This window comes from Marilutibacter aestuarii (genome assembly GCF_006546775.1).
Classification (GTDB): Bacteria; Pseudomonadota; Gammaproteobacteria; order Xanthomonadales; family Xanthomonadaceae; genus Marilutibacter; species Marilutibacter aestuarii.
Genome location: NZ_VICE01000001.1, coordinates 59,327 through 78,081, shown reverse-complemented (window position 1 = coordinate 78,081; position 18,755 = coordinate 59,327). Strand labels below are relative to the sequence as shown.

Here is an 18,755-nt window from a genome sequence, read left to right as displayed (position 1 = left end):
CACGAGCCATGCGGCATCGTGAAAGTCCTTCGGGAAGCTGAAGTCCTGCATTCCTGCCATCCATTCATGAAGAAGGAGAGGCCGATGCAACCCTGGCTGGCGTCATTCGAAAATTCCGTGGGCAACTACCTGCCCACCATCCTTGGCGCGCTGGCGATCCTGCTGGTCGGCTGGATCGTCGCCCTGCTCGCCGCGGCCGGCACCCGCAAGGGACTGGCCCGGCTGGGCACCAACCAGCGCCTGGCCGCGCACTCCGAGTCGAAGCTGGACTTCGAGAAGATCGCCGGTCGCGTGGTGTTCTGGGCGATCCTGTTGCTGGCCCTGATCGGCATGTTCGGCGTCCTCAACGTCGACGGCGTGTCCGGTCCCCTGTCGACCCTGGCCAACACCGTGATGACCTACCTGCCGCGCGCGCTGCTGGCGATCGTGCTGGCGCTGGTCGGCTGGCTGGTCGCGACGGTCGTGCGCACGATCGTCAACAAGGCGCTGGGCGCCACCCGCCTGGACGAGAAGCTCTCGGCGAGTGCCGAGATGCAGCCCCTGTCCAACACCATGGGCAACGTCGCCTACTGGCTGGTGCTGCTGCTGTTCCTGCCGGCGATCGTGGGCGTGCTCGGCATCCAGGGCCTGATGGTCCCGCTGTCGGCGATGACCACCGAGTTCGTCGGCATGCTGCCCAACATCTTCGCCGCGATCGTCATCGGCGTGGTCGGCTGGATCATCGCCAAGGTGGTCCGCGGCCTGGTGACCAACCTGCTCTCGGCCACCGGCGTGGACCGCTTCAGCCAACAGAACGAATCCACCCGCGACCTCAAGCTCTCGCAGCTGGGTGGCACCCTGGTCTTCATCCTGGTGATCGTGCCGACCCTGATCGCGGCACTCGACGCGCTGCGGATCGAGTCGATATCCGGCCCGCTCACCGACATGCTCGACATGTTCCTGGCCGCTGTCCCGAACATCATCGCCGCCGCCGCGATCCTGATCATCGCCTGGTTCCTGGGACGCTTCGTCGCCGACCTGGTGGCGCGGCTGTTGTCGAACCTGGGCTTCGACCGACTGCCCGAACGACTGGGCCTGGCGCATGCGTTCGCGCCGCCGCCGCGGGAAGGCGAGTTCATCGCCAGCCCCGACGGCACCGTGACGCCCGAAGCGCTCGGCCATGCGCCGCCACGGCTGACCTTGTCGGAGCTGGGCGGCCATACCGCGCTGTTCTTCATCATGCTCTTCGCCACCGTCGAGGCGGCCCACCGGGTCGGATTCACCGGCGTGCGCGAGCTGCTGGAGACTTTCATCGAGTTCGGCGCGAACGTGCTGCTGGGCCTGGTGATCTTCGTCATCGGCTACTGGCTGGCCAACCTCGCCGCGCAGGCCATCGAACGCACCAGTCCCGGCAACGCGGTCGGCATGGCGCGGATCGCCCGGGTTGCGATCCTCGGACTCGTGCTGGCGATGGGCCTGCGTGCGATGGGGATCGCCGACGAGATCGTGAACCTGGCCTTCGGCCTGGTCCTGGGCGCGGTGGCGGTCGCGGTGGCGCTGGCCTTCGGCCTCGGTGGCCGGGACGCGGCCGGGCGCCTGGCCGACCACTGGGCGGAGCGACACCTGCGCAAGTGACCCCGTGACCGACGCCCACGCCCGCCCGGCCTCGCCCACGCGAGGCCGGGCGGACCTGTTCACGGGCAGGACAGGCGCCTTGCTGCGCCGCAACAGCAACCTGCGTAAAATGCCGGGCTCCCCTCACCCTCCGCGCCGGCCCCGTCGTCGCGGAAACCAGCAGTCGGAGCTACAGCATGGGCCTGGACCTCGTCTCCACCGGCAAGAACCCGCCGGACGAGATCAACGTCATCATCGAAATCCCCAAGGACGCCGAGCCGGTCAAGTACGAGGTCGACAAGGCCTCGGGCGCGATCTTCGTCGACCGGATCCTGTCCACGCCGATGCGCTATCCGTGCAATTACGGCTATGTCCCGCACACGCTGTGCGGCGACGGCGACCCGGCCGACGTGCTGGTGATCCTGCCGCTGCCGCTGGTCCCCGGCTCGGTGATCCGATGCAAGCCCGTCGGCGTGCTGAAGATGAGCGACGAGGCCGGCAGCGACGAGAAGCTCCTCGCCATCCCGGAGCCGAAGATCTTCGGCGGTTACGCGCACATCGAGGACATCGACCAGGTGTCCAAGCACTGGCTCGAGCGCATCGGCCACTTCTTCGAGCACTACAAGGACCTGGAGAAGGGCAAGTGGGTGAAGCTGGAAGGCTGGGGCAACGCGGTCGAAGCCAAGGCCATCCTCGAAGACGCGATCAAGCGCTACAACGACACGGCCGAGGAAGAGAAGCCGAAGTTCTGAAGTCGCATGCGCGCCACGGGCGCGCGACGCGCGAAAAAGCCGCCCCAAGGGCGGCTTTTTTCATTCGGGTCGTCGCGGCAAGCGCCCGCGCCGCACGCCCTGCAAACGCTCAGGCGTTGTCGCCCATCATCCGCTGCATGTCCGCATCGGCGGTCGGCGCGGCCCGATCGGCTTCGACGGCCACCTGGGCGATCATCGCGCGCATGGCGGCGAACCAGTTGAGCTGGTTGCGAAGCCCCAGGGTCTGCCCCGGTCCCCCTACCTCGGCCAGGAAGGCATGCAATGCCGCGCGATAGGCCGGCAGGCCCTCGGTCGCGTCGCCATGGCGCGCCCAGAGCGCACGCCAGGTCCGCACGAAACGCAGGCTGACTTGCTGCACGCGGGCCAGTTGCGGGCCGGGCAAGGTATCGGTGAACAGGAGGGTGAACAGCATGTTGAGCTCCCACGGGCTCATCACGCGCGGCACGTTGGATTGCTCGCAGGCGAGCGCCGGCACGTGCCCGGGCCGCGGCGGGCATGCCTGCGCCGTCCAGTCGGGGGGCACGGGATGGCCCGGCGAACGGCCGCGCGCGAGCAGGTCCCAGAAGCCGTCGCCTCCCACGGTGTCGACGACCAGGTGGATGCGTGAGGCACTGTCGTCGTTCAGCACGCGGTGCTGGCGCCAGGTGTCGAACACCCAGCACTCGCCGGCAGCCATGTTGACCGCCGACTCGCCGCACTCGAAGCGCACCGTCGGCTGGGTCACCACGGGCACGTGCACGCGCAGGCGCTCGGCCCAGTAATAGCCCTGGTCGGCGTGGCGCGTGACCTCGGCGTTGCCGGCCAGGCGCATGAGGCGGGTGCGGCCGACCACCACGGCCAGCGCATCCAGGACCTGGCACAGGTAGGGGCAGGCCCGCAGCGCCGGGGTGGGTTGCATGCGCCCGGCGAAGGCCTCGTTCGCGGGATCCCCATCCACCGCGACCAGCGGCAGCATCGAATTACCCTCGAAACCCTGCGGGTGCGGACGCCACGGCGCCTCCCCGAGGTCGGCGATCTCACGGGCCAGCGTCGCGGCATCGAAGGCCAGCGGCAACTGGATGAAGGGCACCTGCAGCTTCATTCCGGCATCCCGGTGGAGGAATGCCTATCGTACACAGCCCGGCGACGGCGCTCGACAGCGAAACGCCAGGGCAAAAAAAACCGCGGCCCCTTTCGGGGCCACGGTCTTGCAGCTCGATCCGTTGGGATCAGAAGCGCTGCTGGTACTTCAGGTACAGCATGCGGCCGATGTCGAAACCGCCGTAGTACGAGTAGCCCGAGTTCGGCTGGTCGTAGTTCGGGGCAGCGTAGTGGTCGAACACGTTGTTCGCGCCAACGGCGACGGTCGCATTCCACGGGGCGCTCCAGCTGACCTGCAGGTCGTGGAACGTGTTGGAGCCCAGCTCGTTCAGCGGGGTGATGTTGCCCTGCGTTTCCGGCGCCGAGTAGTTCGGCAGGCTGCAACGGTCGTCGAAGTAGCACGACTCCTTGACGCCCGAGTAGTAGCGCATGCCCCAGGTGGCCGACCAGTCGCCCATCTGCCAGTTGATGCTGGCGTTCGAGCGGACGCGGAAGTTGCCACCGAAGCCGTTCTGCTGTGACGGAGCGCCTTCCAGGTTGTCGACCTTCAGCTCGTTCTTGCTGACGTAGGTGGTCATCCACGCCAGGCCGAAGCGGCCGTAGCTGGTGTCCATCTTGTAGTTCAGGTCGAAGTCGTAGCCTTCGGTCTCCTGGAAGCCGGCGTTGCGGCCGCCGAACGACAGCGAGGTGATCTCGCCGGTGATCGGATCACGCGTGAAGGTGTTCGGACCCTGGCAGCGCGAGGTGATGCCGCGGACGTAGCAGTCGTCCAGCATCGTGGTCGGATCGTCAGCGACGATCGTGTTGTCGATGCGGATGTTCCACCAGTCGAGCGACATGTTCAGGCCTTCGGCGAAGCCGGGGCTCCAGACGACGCCGAGGGTCTTGGACTCCGAGGTTTCCGGGCTCAGGTTCGGGTTCGAACCGGAGAGGAACGGGGTCGGGGTCTGCGTGCCCGGGCCATCGGCCAGGCCGTCCGGATCGCTGGCGGGCTGGCGGTAGCCGGCCGGCACGTCGGCCAGACAGGCGGCGCTGCCACCGACGGAACCGAACGAGGTGTCGCACGGATCGGTGTAGTACTCGAAGCTCTGCGAAATGCCACCGTACAGGTCAGCCACGGTCGGGGCGCGGAAGCCCTCCGACCAGGTGCCGCGGACCAGCACCGAGTCGATCGGCTTCCAGGTGAAACCGAACTTGCTGTTGATGGTGTCGCCGAAGGTGTCGTAGTCCGAGTAGCGGCTGGCAAGGCTGAGGTTCAGCTCCTGCGCGAACGGCATGTCGGCGAGCACCGGCACGAGCAGCTCGGCGAAGACTTCGTCCAGCTTGTAGCCACCACCGGTCGGGCCAGCGGCCAGGTCGGTGGAGGTACCGGTCTGGGCCAGCGCGTCCGGGGAGAAGTAACCGCTTTCCTCACGGTGCTCGACGCCGACCGCCAGGCCTACATCACCGGCCGGCAGGCTGAACAGCGAGCCGCTCAGGTTGGCGAAATAGGACTTCGTGGTGGTTTCCGACAGCGCCTGGCCCGGCAGGTACAGGAAGTCCTGCACGGCCTGGTCGGCGAGGCCACCCTGGCCGGTCACGCCGTCCGGAACCAGCGGGTTCCAGGGGGTGCAGGCGCCCGGGCCGAAGCCCAGCGGGATCGGGTTGGCAGCGGTACCGCACTGCGCGACGCCCTGGCCGTTGATGAACGACGGGCCCACGGCGGCGCCGACAGCCGAGAGGCTGAAGTTGCCGGTGCTGATCTGGGTGCCCTTGTTCTGGTTGTACAGGTAGCCTGCATCCCAGTCCCAGAACTTGTCGCCGATCTCGAACGCGCCGATCAGCGAGCCGGTGAAGCGGTAGGTGGTCAGGCTGTTGCGCACTTCGCGCGGCACTTCCCAGCCACGACGCCAGTAGGTGACTTCCTGGCCCGGCAGCGGGTTGTAGACGCTGTCGGCGGACATGGTGATGCCGTCGAACGCGTTGGAACGCAGCGGGTAACCGGCGTTCTGCGCGAACGAGTCACGGTCGGTGAACAGCACGTCGCTCTCGAAGCGGACGTTCTCGCTGATGTCGAAGCTCGCGTTGGCGAACACCGACTTGCGCTCGATGCCCGAGTACACGGTCGAGGCCAGCGACGGGTTGGTGCTGTCGAGGGCCGGGTCGTACGGACGGTAGTTGGAGAAGTCGCTGGCGTCGCGGTCCTGGCCGTCGCGGATCAGGGTCCAGGCGTTGCCGGCGGCGTCGTACAGGGTGCCGTACTGGCTGATCGAGGACAGGCCGCCCGGACGCGGGTCGGACTTCTCGCCGGTCGGGAAGCGGTTGCGGCTGAACCAGCGGTCGCGCGCCCACACCGGATCTTCCTTGGTGTACTCGACGCCGAGGGTCACCGAGCCGCGGTCGCCGGTCTGGCCGACCACGAAGCTGTACTGCTGGCGCTCGCCGTCACCCTGGTCGTACTGGCTGATGTAGGCGTTGGCTTCAGCACCTTCGAAGTTCTTGCGGGTGATGATGTTGATCACGCCGGCGATGGCATCGGAGCCATAGATCGTCGACGCGCCGTCCTTCAGGACCTCGATGCGCTCGACCATCGCGGTCGGGATCGAAGCAACGTCCTGCAGGCCGTCATTGGTGATGCCCAGGCGCTTGCCGTTGACCAGGATCAGGGTGCGGTTGGCACCGAGGTTGCGCAGGTCGATGTACTGGCCGCCGACGGCTTCACCCGAGGACAGCGGCGAGGTGCGGCTGATGGCCGGCGAGCCCACCGCCGAGATGTTCTGAAGGATGTCGGCGACAGAGTTGAAACCCTGCTGTTCGATGTCCTGGCGGCTGATCGACAGCACCGGCGCGGCGGTCTCGAGGTCCACCTGGCGGATGCGCGAGCCGGTGACTTCGATGCGGTCGAGCGTGGTGGCCTCGGCGCCGGTGTCGGCGTCCTGGGCTGCCGCGACGACCGGAGTCAGTGCGAGGGCGATGCTGGCCGGCAGCAAGCCGACGCGCATGGCGTTACGCAGTTGGTTCATCTATCTCTCTCCAAATTATCGTTATGGGCGTGTTAAACGCCTCGCCACGTTACGTCCCGGTCCGCCAGGCTGCTTTGCGCGCCACGTCGGGAAACTTTGCCGAATCGGGCCTAGATGCTTCGGTGCGGTAGCGGCTGGCCGACATGCCGTAGCGCGCACGGAACGCGCGGGCAAAGCTGCAGCAGTTGTCGAAACCGCTCGCGGCGGCCACTTCGCCGACCATCATCGAGGTGTTGACCAGCAGGTCGGCCGCCTGCTCCAGGCGCATGCGCGCGGCGGCGGCCTGCGGGCTCTCGTCGTAGAGGCCATGGAAGGTCTTGGAGAAGTACCAGCTGGAGAAGCTGGTCAGTTCGGCCAGCTCGCTGATCCGCACCACGCGGTCGCAATTGCCTTCCAGATAAAGGTGCGCGCGCTGCAGTCGGCTGAAGACCTGGCGCTTGCGCGTGCCCGAGCGTCCGGGGCAGCGCGACACGCGTGCGGCGATGTGCCGCTGGAAGGCCGTCAGCTGCATGAGCATGGGGCGCAGCGCGGCCATGTCGATCGCGCCATGGCTGGCGGCGCGCGAGACCACCGCGCGCCACAGGGACAGGGCCGTCCGGGCCTCGCGCGGGCTGATGTGTCCGCGGCCGGCATACAGGCCGCAGTCGGTGAATCGCGTGATCGCCTGCAGGGCATCGCTCGACAGGCTCAGTCCGATGCACAGGCCGTGCGCGTCGGTCTGGACGGTGGGCCGGGAATCCTTTTCCAGCGCGATCCACTGCCCGCGACGGAGCCTGAAACGGCCTTCCTTCGCTTCGACCCAGGCGCTGCCGCGCAGCTGGATCCAGACCGAGAACTGGTTACCGGACAGCTGCGCGCTGCCCAGTCGCGAAACCCCGATGCAGCTGCTGCTCGAGGTGCCCTCGGGCGCCTCCGATTGCACTGAATGGCCACGATCGGCCCAAAGCACCTGTTCCATCCGTCCACCCTGTATTTGCTGAGAGTGGCGGCAGGGTTGCCCCAGTCCGGCGTGAAGTCCTGACGAAAGGCGGAGACTTCTGCGAAGTCCTTGCGACGGCGGTTACGAAGAAATCACGAAAGAATATTTCTTCTTTGAATCAATCACTTGATCCAGCCCGGCACCTCGATGCGGATGTCTTCACCGGGTACTTCAGGCACCTCCATCAGGCCGATGTCGGTACCGTCCTCCACCGTCTGGGCGGAGATCACCAGGTCCTGGCGCGAGGAGGTGCTGAATCCGGTGGTGGCGCTCAGGTGGTCCGGATCGAGACATCGGACGGGGCCGGGCGCGACGCCGGGCGCCTGGCCGATCGTGCGCAGGCCACTGAGGCACGCAGGCTGCGGTTCGATGTAGTCGATGCTGCCGTCCTCGGCGACCGCCCAGGCCTGGAAGCGCCAACGCGTCGGGCGCTGGGCGTCGATCCGCCGCACCCGGGCGAGGTCCAGGTCCAGGTCGGTTTCCCAGAGGCCGTCTTCGGCCAGGCGGGTGAACAGGATCCGCTCGTTCGCACGGTCCACCCGTGCCAGGGTGACGCCTTCGAGCTTCGCCAGCACCTTCCACGGCGACACCTGCCGGTCCAGCAGGAGCAGGCAAAGCGTGCCGGATGCGTCGCGGACGGTCATCAGCATTCGCCCCGGATCCGGGAGGTACATCGCCTGCATGACCCGGAACCCCGGTCCCGGCACCGGCAGGAAACTGACCTGGCCGCGGGTGGGGATGACTTCGTAGACACCCTCGCGCCCGTTGTCGTCATGCCCGACGACGAGCATCCGTCGGCTGTCAAAGGCCCATTCCGGACGACTGTGGGTCGCCGGATGGATTCCTTCGACCTGGCGCAGGCTGTTCGGCTGCTCGAGGTCGGCCCACCAGAGGTGGAAGTGCCCCGAGCGGTCGGAACTGAAAACCAGCTGCCGGCCGTCCGGCGCCAGCGAGGGCAGCGTGTCGCGGCCGGACGATGCAAACAGGTGTTCGCGCCGCATCGGATCCGACTGGTCGCTCCGCGTGGCCATGAACAGGCCGAACTGGGGCCGCCGGCGAACGAACGCCAAGACGCCCGCGCGCCGGGCGACACTCGGACTCTGGGCATCGTCCAGCCCAAGGTCGCGGATATCGCCGCTGGCGATGTCCAGGCGATACAGGCGCGTCTCGCTGTCGATGCGGCGTCCGAACACCATGCCGCTCCCGTCGGGCAGCCAGTCCCAGCCGCGGAACTCGCCACCGACGCGCGTCAGTTGTTCGGCCTCGCCGCCCCCGGCCGGTACGCGCCAGAGGTCGCCGACCTGCGGATTGCGTATGAAGCCGATCCACTTGCCGTCGGGAGAGTAGCGGGGGGCGTAGTCGAGCGACACGCCGTCACCCACGCCGGGCACCGACGACCATTCGCCGCTGGCCAGGCGCAGCACGCGCAGGCTGCTGCTGCCGGTCGCCATGCGCATGCTGCCGAAGATCATGCCCTGGCTGTCCGGGGTCCAGTCGAAGCTGACCAGGTCGTCGACGTTGCAGTTGGCCACGTTGCGCTCGGTGCCGCCGCCACTGGCCGCGGTGACGAGCACGCGGCATTCCTGCCCGGGCCCGTAGCGGACGTAGGCGATCTCGCGACCGTCGGGCGACCACGAGGGCGCGCGATCGGACACGCCGTCGGGCGGAAAGCTGATCTGCCGGGGCTGCGACCCGTTGGTGGTCTGCACCTGGATGACCGTCCCGCGCCGCTCCGGCAGGGTGGATGCATACGCGGCCATCGACGCGTCGGGCGACAAGGTCGGCGACAGCTCGAAGCCCGGCGCGGAACTCAGCAGGCGATACGGGCGCGGGGGCGTCGTGATGAAATCGCCGTGGGCATGGCTCTCCGTTGCAACCAGGGCGTCCTCCTCAAGGCTGACGCGCCCGAGGAGCAGCAATGCCAGGGCGAGGGCGGCCACGATCGCCACCGCGACGACCACCACGCGCTCGCGCAACCACCAGCGCGAAGGCTGCCGGGAGGCCGACGTACGCAACGCCTCCGGGATCACGGGATCTTGCGGCGGCAGCGCGGCATCACGCGGGAGCGGAGTCGCCGCCTCGCCTGGCCCGGCCGCCAACCATTCGGTCTCGGCCAGGAGCCGGTACCCGGTCTTGGCGATCGTCTCGATGTAGGCGGGACTGTCGCGACGCTCACCGAACGCCTTGCGCAACTGGGTCACCGCCTGGGTCACCACGTCGTCGCCGGGCAGGGTGTCGGGCCATACCTGGGCCAGCAACTGGTCGCGACTGACCACCTTGCCCGGACTGTCGGCCAGCACCCGCAGCACGCCCATGGCCTTGGGCGTGATACGTCGCGGGCGACGCGCGCCCGGTGCCACCACCTCGCGCAACGGCAGGTCGACGATGCATTCGCCGACGCGCAGGCGTTCGTGGGGAGGCAATGAAGGAGTGCTCAGGTTCGACATCAGGCCGACAAACATGTGGTAACCCGCCACGATCGGCATGTGCCGAAAGGACGGACTCGCCCAGCCACCCGATTCGGCAAACTGCGTCGCCGCGCGTGGCCAAGCGGATCACGGCCGGCGATTCTAACGTGGATGTGCAGTCCTGCCCCGCAGGAAACCGCAACAGGCCCTCTCTCGCCGAAGTCCCATTACGCAAGGATTCATCATTCGCGCCCACGGGCGCTTTTTTTTGTTCCGCCTCCGGAAATCCGGCGCAACAGAGCGTGGCAAGGGCGGATGTCCGCGCCAGGCCCCAATGCGTCATGCGAGGCCAGGCAATCGTCCGTCGCGGCCAGCCACCTTGCGCGCGGCGCAGGCGCTCACCCACGCAGGAAGCGCCCGGCGCGCCCGCCGGGAAGACGGTCACGTCGCCCGGGGGCACTCGCCGGGCGGGTGATGCGAACCCTCAGGCCTTGCGATAGACCTCGGCGCCGGCCTGGCGGAACTCGGCCGCCTTCTCGGCCATGCCTTCCGACAGTGCCGCCTCCGCGTCCAGCCCATGCTCGGCGGCGTAGTCGCGCACGTCCTGGGTGATCTTCATCGAGCAGAAATGGGGCCCGCACATCGAGCAGAAATGCGCGGACTTGTGCGCGTCCTTGGGCAGGGTCTCGTCGTGGTACTCACGCGCCCGCTCCGGGTCCAGGCCGAGGTTGAACTGGTCTTCCCAGCGGAACTCGAAGCGCGCCTTGCTCATGGCGTTGTCGCGCGCCTGCGCGCCCGGGTGGCCCTTGGCGAGGTCGGCCGCATGGGCGGCGATGCGATAGGCCATGAGGCCTTCGCGCACGTCGTGCTTGTTGGGCAGGCCCAGGTGCTCCTTGGGCGTCACGTAGCAGAGCATCGCGGTGCCGTACCAGCCGATCATCGCCGCGCCGATCGCGCTGGTGATGTGGTCGTAGCCGGGCGCGATGTCGGTGGTCAGCGGGCCGAGCGTGTAGAAGGGCGCCTCGCCGCACTCGCGCAGCTGCTTGTCCATGTTCTCCTTGATCAGTTGCATGGGCACGTGGCCGGGCCCTTCGATCATGGTCTGGACGTCGTGCTTCCACGCGATCTTCGTCAGTTCGCCCAGCGTCTCCAGCTCGCCGAACTGGGCGGCGTCGTTGGCGTCGGCGATCGAACCCGGACGCAGGCCGTCGCCGAGCGAGAACGAGACGTCGTACGCCTTCATGATCTCGCAGATGTCCTCGAAGTGTTCGTACAGGAAGCTCTCGCGGTGGTGCGCCAGGCACCACTTGGCCATGATCGAGCCGCCGCGCGAGACAATGCCGGTCACGCGCTTGGCGGTCAGCGGCACGTAACGCAGCAGCACCCCGGCGTGGATGGTGAAGTAGTCCACGCCCTGCTCGGCCTGCTCGATCAGGGTGTCGCGGAAGATCTCCCAGGTCAGCGCTTCCGCCTGGCCGTCGACCTTCTCCAGCGCCTGGTAGATCGGCACGGTGCCGATCGGCACCGGCGAGTTGCGGATGATCCACTCGCGGGTCTCGTGGATGTGCTTGCCGGTGGACAGGTCCATGACGTTGTCCGCGCCCCAGCGGATCGACCACACCAGCTTCTCGACCTCTTCGGCGATGCCGGACGACACCGCGCTGTTGCCGATGTTGGCGTTGACCTTGGTCAGGAAGTTGCGGCCGATGACCATCGGTTCGCTTTCGGGGTGGTTGATGTTGCACGGGATGATCGCGCGCCCGCGCGCGACTTCGTCGCGGACGAACTCCGGCGTGATCAGGGCCTGGATGTTCGCGCCGAAGGACTCGCCGCGGTGCTGGTTGAGCAGGTGCGCCTCGCGGATGGCCTCGATGCGCTGGTTCTCGCGGATCGCGATGAACTCCATCTCGGGGGTGACGATGCCGCGGCGCGCGTAATGCATCTGGGTGACATTGGCGCCGGCCACCGCGCGACGCGGCAACGGCCGCTTGCCGAAGCGCACCGCGTCCAGGCGCGGATCGGCCTCGCGCTTGCGCCCGTATTCGGACGACAGGCCGGGCAACACTTCGGTATCGCCACGTTCGGCGATCCACTCCGCGCGCAGCGGTGCCAGGCCAGTGGCCAGGTCGATCCGCGCGTTGGCGTCGGTGTAGGGGCCGGAGGTGTCGTAGACCGCGAGCGGGGCGTTGTCCTCGCCCCCGAACATGGTCGGCGTGCGCTCCAGCACGATCTCGCGCATGGGGACCTTCAGGTCCGGGCGCGAGCCCTGGACGTGGATCTTGTGCGAGCCCGGGATCGGGCGCACGACGTCGGCGGACAGTTCGTCGGCCTGTTGGAGCAACGGGGAGGGAACCGCATTCATCATGTTCGTCCTATGGCGCGCCCTCGCGGGCAGGGACGAAGCGGGCGGCGTCGGACGCGGCAAGGGCCGGGCCGGCGAAGCTTCCCTACGGCGGTGTCAACCGCATCAGGTTCGAAGGGTCTGTCTCAACCCGGGCCTTCCAGCCCGGGTACCCCCGCTTCCGACCGCTATTTGAACACGCCCGGGCCGCCGCGGGCCAATCCCGGCGACAGGCGGGCGGCGGGCCTCATTCCGGCGTGAACAGCAGGTCCTGGTAGTCGAAGCTGAAATCCGCCAGCGGCGACACCGCCTGCATGGTGATCCGCTCGACCTCGCCCTGGGCATCCAGCGCGAAGGTGGCATAGGCCGGTTCGATCGACGCGTCGTCCCAGTCCACCCGGAAGGTGTCGTAGCGCGCATGCGTCAGCGTGCCCTGCATGCCCGGCGTCTGCTTGAAGTCCATCCGCAGGCGCCCGCCCGCCAGCTCCACGGCGATGGGGCCGTACCACGGGTCGGCATAGCGGCCGGCGTAGACCGACAGCGGGGCGGCCGGCTTGCCGGTGCCGCCGCTGGCCTGGTCGCGGGCGGCGATCGCGTCCAGGGCGCCAAGCGCGGCGTCGACGCGCGCCTGCTTGAAGGCGGCGAAGTCGCCCGCCCAGTCGCGCTCGGGCAGGCCCATGTAATGGTCGAGCAGTTCGTACATCAGGCCTTTCAGGACCACGCCGTCCTCGGAATTGATGTGCAGGGCGAAGCCGACGTCGAGGCTGGGCACCAGCACGACCACCGACTGCATGCCGAACACCGCGCCACCGTGCTCGATGATCTTCACCCCGCGGTAGTCCTGTACGCCCCAGCCCAGGGCGTAGCTGGAGAACTGCGGCGTCGTTTCCGCGATGGGCGCCGGGGCCTGCTGGATCGGGACGTGCACCTGCGGCGTCCACATCTCGCGCGCGGCCGCTTCGCTGAACAGCCGGGGGCCGGCCTCGCCGCTGCCAGGCAAGGCCCCGTGGCCGAGCTGGATCGCCAGCCAGCGCCCCATGTCCCGCGCGTTCGAGGCCAGCAGGCCGGCCGGGGCGATCACCTGCGGCAGGCCCGCGGTCTCGTCCAGCACCTCCTGCTGGCCGATGCCGCGGATGCGGCCGTCGATGCGGGCGTGCGGCTGGGCCCGGTCCGGGTTGGCCAGCAGGTCGTCGACATCCGTGGTGGAGGCGGCCATGCCCGCCGGCAGCAGCAGGCGTTCGCGGACGAAGGCTTCCCACGACTGGCCGCTCACCGACTCGATCAACTGGCCGGCGACCACGTAGAGCACGTTGTCGTAGGCGTAGCCGTCGCGGAAGCTGCTGGCGGGCTTGATGTGGCGCAGGGCATCGACGATGTCGCGCCGGCTCCGCGACGTGCGCGGCACGAACATCAGGTCGCCGGCGCCCAGTCCCAGGCCGCTGCGATGCACGAGCAGGTCGCGCACGGTGATCTCGCGCGTCACCCAGGGGTCGTACATCTGGAAGCCGGGCAGGTGGTCGATGACCTTGTCGTCCCAGCCGATGCGCCCGTCGTCCACCAGCAGTGCCAGGGCCGCCGCGGTGAAGGCCTTGGTGGTGGAACCGATCACGAACAGGGTCCCGGCGTCCACGGCCTCTTCCGAGCCCAGGCGGCGCACGCCGTAGCCGCGGGCGACGACGTTTTCGTCGCCCTCGACGATGGAGACGGCCATGCCCGGCACGCCATGTGCCTTCATCACTGCCTCCACGCGCGCGTCCAGGTCGTCCGGCGGCGCGGCGCCCGCGGTAGCGGCCAGCAGTGCCCCCATGCCAATGGCGAACAATCGGAAGGAACGGGTGCGAAGCATCGGGATCTCCTTGCGGGACATCGGTGTGGAGTCAGGGCGCCGGCGTCCGCGCCGGCGCGCGGTGGCGCCAGAGCCAGGCGCCGCCCAGCGTCAGCAGCGGCAGTACGTAGACCAGCAGGAACAACCAGGACAGCGCGCGGTAGCCCTGGGCGATCAGCGCGACCAGGCCGAAGCGGTCGGCGATGAAGATCGAGCCGACCAGCAGCACCGTGGCGATCAGCAGGCGCGCCTGCACCGGCAGGCCCGCCTGGCGTCGGGCCCGCCAGGCCGCCGACACGCGCTCGTTGATGGCATGCACGGCGCCGACCCCGCTCTCGAGCAGGGCCAGGAAGATCATGGCCTGGAACAGCAGGTGGAACCACGGCCGCCCGAGCTGGCGCAGCATGTAGTCCGACGGCAGCGTCTCGTTGGCGATGGCCGGGTACCACGCGACCATGCAGACGAAGAACAGCAGGGCCGGTAGCATGGCCAGCGGGCCGGCCAGCACGCCCGCGACCAGGGCGTCGCGCCGAGAGAGGAAGTGGCGCGCGACCGGCAGCACGATCACCGCGCCGACGATGTTGTAGCCCGCGTAGGTCAGGCCGCCCAGGGCCCAGCCCGTGGTCGCGACCGCCGGCTCGAAGCCGGCCAGGATGCGGTCGCCGAAGGTGCTCAGCGAGAACAGCAGGAACAGCGCGTACACGCTGTACAGGAACAGGGACGCCCACTTGAACAGGCGCTCCACCGCACGATTGCCGAACGCGGCCACGATGCCGGTGCCGGCCATCAGGCACAGCGTCCCCACGATCAGCGGTGCACCGCTCATGGCCTGCACGATCGCGCCGGCCGCGGCGCCGAAGACCGCCAGGATCAGCACCAGGAACAGGACGTAGGCCGCCTCGAACAGGCCCCAGAACGAGCCCAGCAGGGTGCGGAAGAAACGCTGGTACTCGAACGAGCGGGTGGCCTGGGCGAACATGAAGGTCGCCGCGCAGACCAGGCTCCAGATCAGCATCGCCAGCAGCATCCCCTGGACGCCGCCACGGGGGCCGCTGGGCATGAAGAATTCGGCCAGTTCGCGCCCCGTCGCATAGCCGCCGCCGATGACGACCGACTTGAACGCCAGGCCCGGCAGCAGGTAACGCTGGAACCAGGTGGGGGGACCGCTCACCGCCCTGCCTCGACCTGCCGGCGCGTGCTCGATGCCGCCTGCGCGCCCTGCCCTGCCCGGATGCGCGGCCGGAGGGTCATGCCGGCGCCAGGCACTCGGCGACGAGCCGCTCGAAGGCCTCGCCCCGGCGCATGGGATCGGCGACCGGGCAGTCCAGCCGCCGGGCCTCGTCCTCCAGCAGTCGCGCGGCGACGTCCGCGTCGAGGTGCGCGGTGTTCAGGCTGACGCCCGCGCAGCGGATCGCGGGGTTGGTGCGCTGGCCCAGGCGGATCGCCATGCAGATCGTCTCCTCGATGGTCGGCACGGCATAGCCGGGATAGCCCAGCATGGCCTTGCGCCCTGCCTGGTGGCAAACCACCAGCACATCGGGCTGGCTGCCGTGCAACAAGGCCAGCGAGACGCCGGCGTAGGCGGGATGGAACAGCGAGCCCTGCCCTTCGACGATGTCCCAATGGCCGGGCGCGGCCGCGGGCGACAGCAGCTCCGCCGCACCCGCGGCGAAGTCCGACACCACCGCATCCATCGGGATGCCGCCGCCGGCGATCAGGATGCCGGTCTGCCCGGTGGCGCGGAAATCCGCGTCGATGCCGCGGTCGCGGAACGCGCCCGCCAGGGCGAGGGCGGTGTACTTCTTGCCGAGTGCACAATCGGTGCCCACCGTCAGCAGGCGCTTGCCGCTGCGCCGCCGGCCACTGGCCACCGGGATTGCCTCCGGTGGCTGGCGGACGTCGAGCAGTTGGCGCCCCAGTCGATCGGCCGTGTCGCGCAGCCCGGGGATGTCACGCAGGCGCGCATGCATGCCGCTGACGATGTCGAGCCCCGCCTCCAGCCCCTCCACCAGGGCCGCCACCCAGTGCGACGGGATGAACCCGCCGGCATTGGCGACGCCGATGACCATCGCGCGCGCCCCCTGGGCATGCGCCTGCGCCGGCGTCATCGCCGGCAGGCCCGTGCTCACCGAGCCGCCCGCCAGCACGTGCTCGCCGATGCAGCGATCCGGTGCCCAGTCGCGCAGGCCGAAGGCGGTCTTGGCGTAGCCCGGCTCCGTCGTGTCGCCGAGGAAAAGCAGATAGGGGCCGGGTAGCGCGGTGATGGGGGATGGATGCATGGGAAAGGTCCGATTCGGGCGTCGACGACGGGTACGACCCCCGGGGACCGGCGCTGCACGGTCCCGGGAATCGCGAGGGCGCGCCGCGACTAGAACCTGTAGTCGACTTCGATGCCCACGGTGCGAGGTTGCAACGGGACCGCGTTGTACTGTGGGACCTCGCCGGTCAAAGCGTTCTGCACTTGGCCAGGATTGAGGTACACCAGCTCGTCGGTGAGGTTGCGCACGTACACGCGAGCTGTCCAGCGCTGGTTGGTGACACTGGCATTGAGGTCCACTTGCGAGTAGGGCTTGTTGCTGGGATTGCCTACGATGCCGCCGGCCTGGGCGTCGGTCCAGCGCCAGCCGCCACCGACGTGGGCGACCCATTCCGCATTGATATCGCGGCTGTAGTCCGCCGTGAAGGCGCCGGACCACTGGGCCACGCCCGGCAGCGGATCACCTGCCTCGACGTCGATCTGTGGCACCGATTGGGTGAACTCGGCGTCGGTGTAGGCGCCCGTGACTCCGAGGCGCAGATCCGCGGTGGGCGTGAACACGATGCTCCACTCCGCGCCCTGGCTCGTCGCTTCGGCCGCATTCCCGTAATAGTTGGCACTACCGTCGGGCGTCGACAAGCCGACCTGGATATTGTCCCAGTTCATCCGGAACAACCCGGCATCCACGTAGACACGGCGATCGAAAAGGTCGGCCTTGATGCCCAGTTCGTAGTTCTTGATCGTATCGGCACCGACGCTCGGCGGCACTCCCGGCAGGACGACATTGGGGCCACCCGGCCGGTAACCGGTTGCGATGCGGCCATACGCCATTGCCGAATCGGAAAGACGATACCGGGAACTCAATGACCACGTGGTCACGTCCTCGGACGAGGAGCCCGGGAAGTCACCCGAGGCACCGAGCAGGTCGGCCAGCAGGCCGGACGCGACTTGCGAAAAGTCCTGCTCGTTGCGGGCGAAGCGCACGCCAGCGCTGGCGTCGAAACGCTGGGTGAACTTCCAGGTCGCGTTGGCAAAGATGGCGTTCTCCTCGTAGGTGGAGGGGAGCCCGGCGACGAAGAAGCCGTCGAGGGCGGCGATCGGGTCGCCGTCGTAGGTCAGCTGCGTGACGATCTGTGAGTTCTCACTGTCCTCGCGGGTGTGGAAGGTGCCCACCATCCATTCAAAGCGCTCGTCGCTCTTCGACGCGAGGCGGAATTCCTGCGTCCACTTTTCCAGGTTCAACCTGAGGTCGAACCGCGAGTCGCCCGCGGGCACGCCGAACAACAGGTTGAGGTCACCGAACTGGACCGAGTTGTCGTTCACCTGGTGGGTGTCGATGGTCGAGTAGCTCGTGACGGAGGTGAAGTCTGCCCATCCGACATTCCAATCGAGCGTCGCCGCGTAGAGGTCGACGTCCATGGCGAAGGGCTGGTCGACCCGCTGGAACCCATCCAGCTCCCCGAACAACGGCTCGAGGGTGGTGGGATCCAGGGCAACCACGGCCGGGTTGTCGGCATCGGTGGACTGCTTGAGCGCCGAGACCTCCAGCGACACGTCTTCGGTGAGGTTCCAGCCCAATGCGAACCGACCGCCCGCCTGCTCGAAGTCATTGACCCGATTCGCGCCCTTGCCGACGTCGTTGGTGTAACCAGGGCTGTTGTTGACGGAGTAGCTCGCCGTGAGCGCGAGGCGGTCCTCAACCAGTGGGGCATTGATGCTCGCGCGTGCCGACCAGCCCGTGCCGCCGTCGATGCCGTAGACGCCCGCGCCGACGCGGCTGCTGAACTCGCTGGCGTCCGGACCGTGGGTCACGTACTTGAGCAGACCACCCAAGGTGCTGGCACCGTACAACGTGCCCTGCGGTCCGCGTAGCACCTCGATTCGTGCCGTGTCATAGGCAAGCAGATCGGCGTTGAACAAAGCGGATCGGCCGTAAAGGCTGCTGGAACCGACGGGGACATCGTCGATGTAGATGCCGATCGTCGCGTTGTCGGCCTGCGTGCCGATGCCGCGCAGGGAAATCGACGTCTGCCCGGGGGTGCCGCTGGGGGTCACCTGCATGCCGGGCATGTATCCGGCGAAATCGGTGATCTGGACCGAATGGCTGTCCTCGAGTTGCTGTTCGCTGAGCACGCTGATCGAGAGTGGCACCTCCCTGAGGTTCTCGCTGCGCTTCTGGGCCGTCACGAGCACGACGTCCAGATCGGTGGCCGTGGCATCGACCGACCCTTCCGCCGGCACTCTTGCCTCGTCGGGGGCTGCGCCCCCCGCTTCCTGGGCCCATGCGGGTGCCAATGCGGAGAGACACAGCGCTCCCGCGATCGCGGCGGCCAATGGAACCGGACGGAACCGGTACGGTGCAGAACCCCTTTGCATGCCACTTCTCCCCGATAGGTGCGTGCCAGTTGTGAGCGACCGTCATTCGGTCGTCGCATCGATAGGATAAGTCCCCTTAAGGACATAATGGTCCTAAATGGAAAAAAGTCAACCTAATTAG

Annotated in this window: 11 protein-coding genes and 1 riboswitch; of the genes, 2 read left to right on the top strand and 9 right to left on the bottom strand. The window is 68.1% G+C overall.

From position 1 onward, the window contains the following. The first annotated feature begins 84 nt into the window (after positions 1–84). Both FKV25_RS00290 and ppa read left to right on the top strand, forming a co-directional pair. On the top strand, positions 85–1,614 hold the full coding sequence (locus FKV25_RS00290; RefSeq protein ID WP_141516787.1) for a mechanosensitive ion channel: 1,530 nt from the start codon (positions 85–87) through the stop codon (positions 1,612–1,614). A gap of 176 nt (positions 1,615–1,790) precedes the next feature. Continuing rightward, the gene (ppa, locus tag FKV25_RS00285; protein ID WP_141516786.1) at positions 1,791–2,345 is read left to right on the top strand and encodes an inorganic diphosphatase; all 555 of its coding nucleotides are present in this window, start codon (positions 1,791–1,793) and stop codon (positions 2,343–2,345) included. 109 nt (positions 2,346–2,454) lie between these two features. On the opposite strand, the gene FKV25_RS00280 is transcribed toward ppa, so the two are convergent. From FKV25_RS00280 to FKV25_RS00240, 9 genes are all read right to left on the bottom strand, one after another. Next, on the bottom strand, positions 2,455–3,447 hold the full coding sequence (locus tag FKV25_RS00280; protein WP_141516785.1) for an aspartyl/asparaginyl beta-hydroxylase domain-containing protein: 993 nt from the start codon (positions 3,445–3,447) through the stop codon (positions 2,455–2,457). Between the two features lie 127 nt (positions 3,448–3,574). Further along, positions 3,575–6,448 (bottom strand): TonB-dependent receptor plug domain-containing protein, encoded by a 2,874-nt coding sequence (locus FKV25_RS00275; protein WP_425462590.1) that lies wholly within the window; start codon positions 6,446–6,448, stop codon positions 3,575–3,577. A gap of 49 nt (positions 6,449–6,497) precedes the next feature. Then, positions 6,498–7,406, bottom strand: coding sequence for a helix-turn-helix domain-containing protein (locus FKV25_RS00270; protein WP_141516784.1), 909 nt, complete (start codon positions 7,404–7,406; stop codon positions 6,498–6,500). 143 nt (positions 7,407–7,549) lie between these two features. Further along, positions 7,550–9,889 carry a winged helix-turn-helix domain-containing protein gene (locus FKV25_RS00265; protein WP_246071788.1) on the bottom strand — a complete coding sequence of 780 codons (2,340 nt, stop codon included), beginning with the start codon at positions 9,887–9,889 and terminating at the stop codon, positions 7,550–7,552. A 430-nt stretch (positions 9,890–10,319) separates the two neighbouring features. After that, entirely contained in the window at positions 10,320–12,197 is a 1,878-nt protein-coding gene (thiC, locus tag FKV25_RS00260; RefSeq protein ID WP_141516783.1) for a phosphomethylpyrimidine synthase ThiC, read from the bottom strand. A 64-nt stretch (positions 12,198–12,261) separates the two neighbouring features. Further along, positions 12,262–12,363: riboswitch (TPP riboswitch) on the bottom strand. A gap of 60 nt (positions 12,364–12,423) precedes the next feature. After that, positions 12,424–14,022 (bottom strand): serine hydrolase, encoded by a 1,599-nt coding sequence (locus FKV25_RS00255; RefSeq protein ID WP_246071786.1) that lies wholly within the window; start codon positions 14,020–14,022, stop codon positions 12,424–12,426. Positions 14,023–14,053: 31 nt separating this feature from the next. Further along, positions 14,054–15,172, bottom strand: a complete 1,119-nt coding sequence (locus tag FKV25_RS00250) for a YkvI family membrane protein (RefSeq protein WP_141516782.1) — start codon at positions 15,170–15,172, stop codon at positions 14,054–14,056. Between the two features lie 76 nt (positions 15,173–15,248). After that, complete coding sequence (locus FKV25_RS00245; RefSeq protein WP_141516781.1) at positions 15,249–16,280, bottom strand: N-acetyltransferase DgcN family protein; 1,032 nt, start codon at positions 16,278–16,280, stop codon at positions 15,249–15,251. 89 nt (positions 16,281–16,369) lie between these two features. Next, a complete protein-coding gene (locus FKV25_RS00240) occupies positions 16,370–18,634 on the bottom strand; it encodes a TonB-dependent receptor (protein ID WP_141516780.1) in 2,265 nt (754 codons plus the stop codon). Positions 18,635–18,755: the final 121 nt, after the last annotated feature.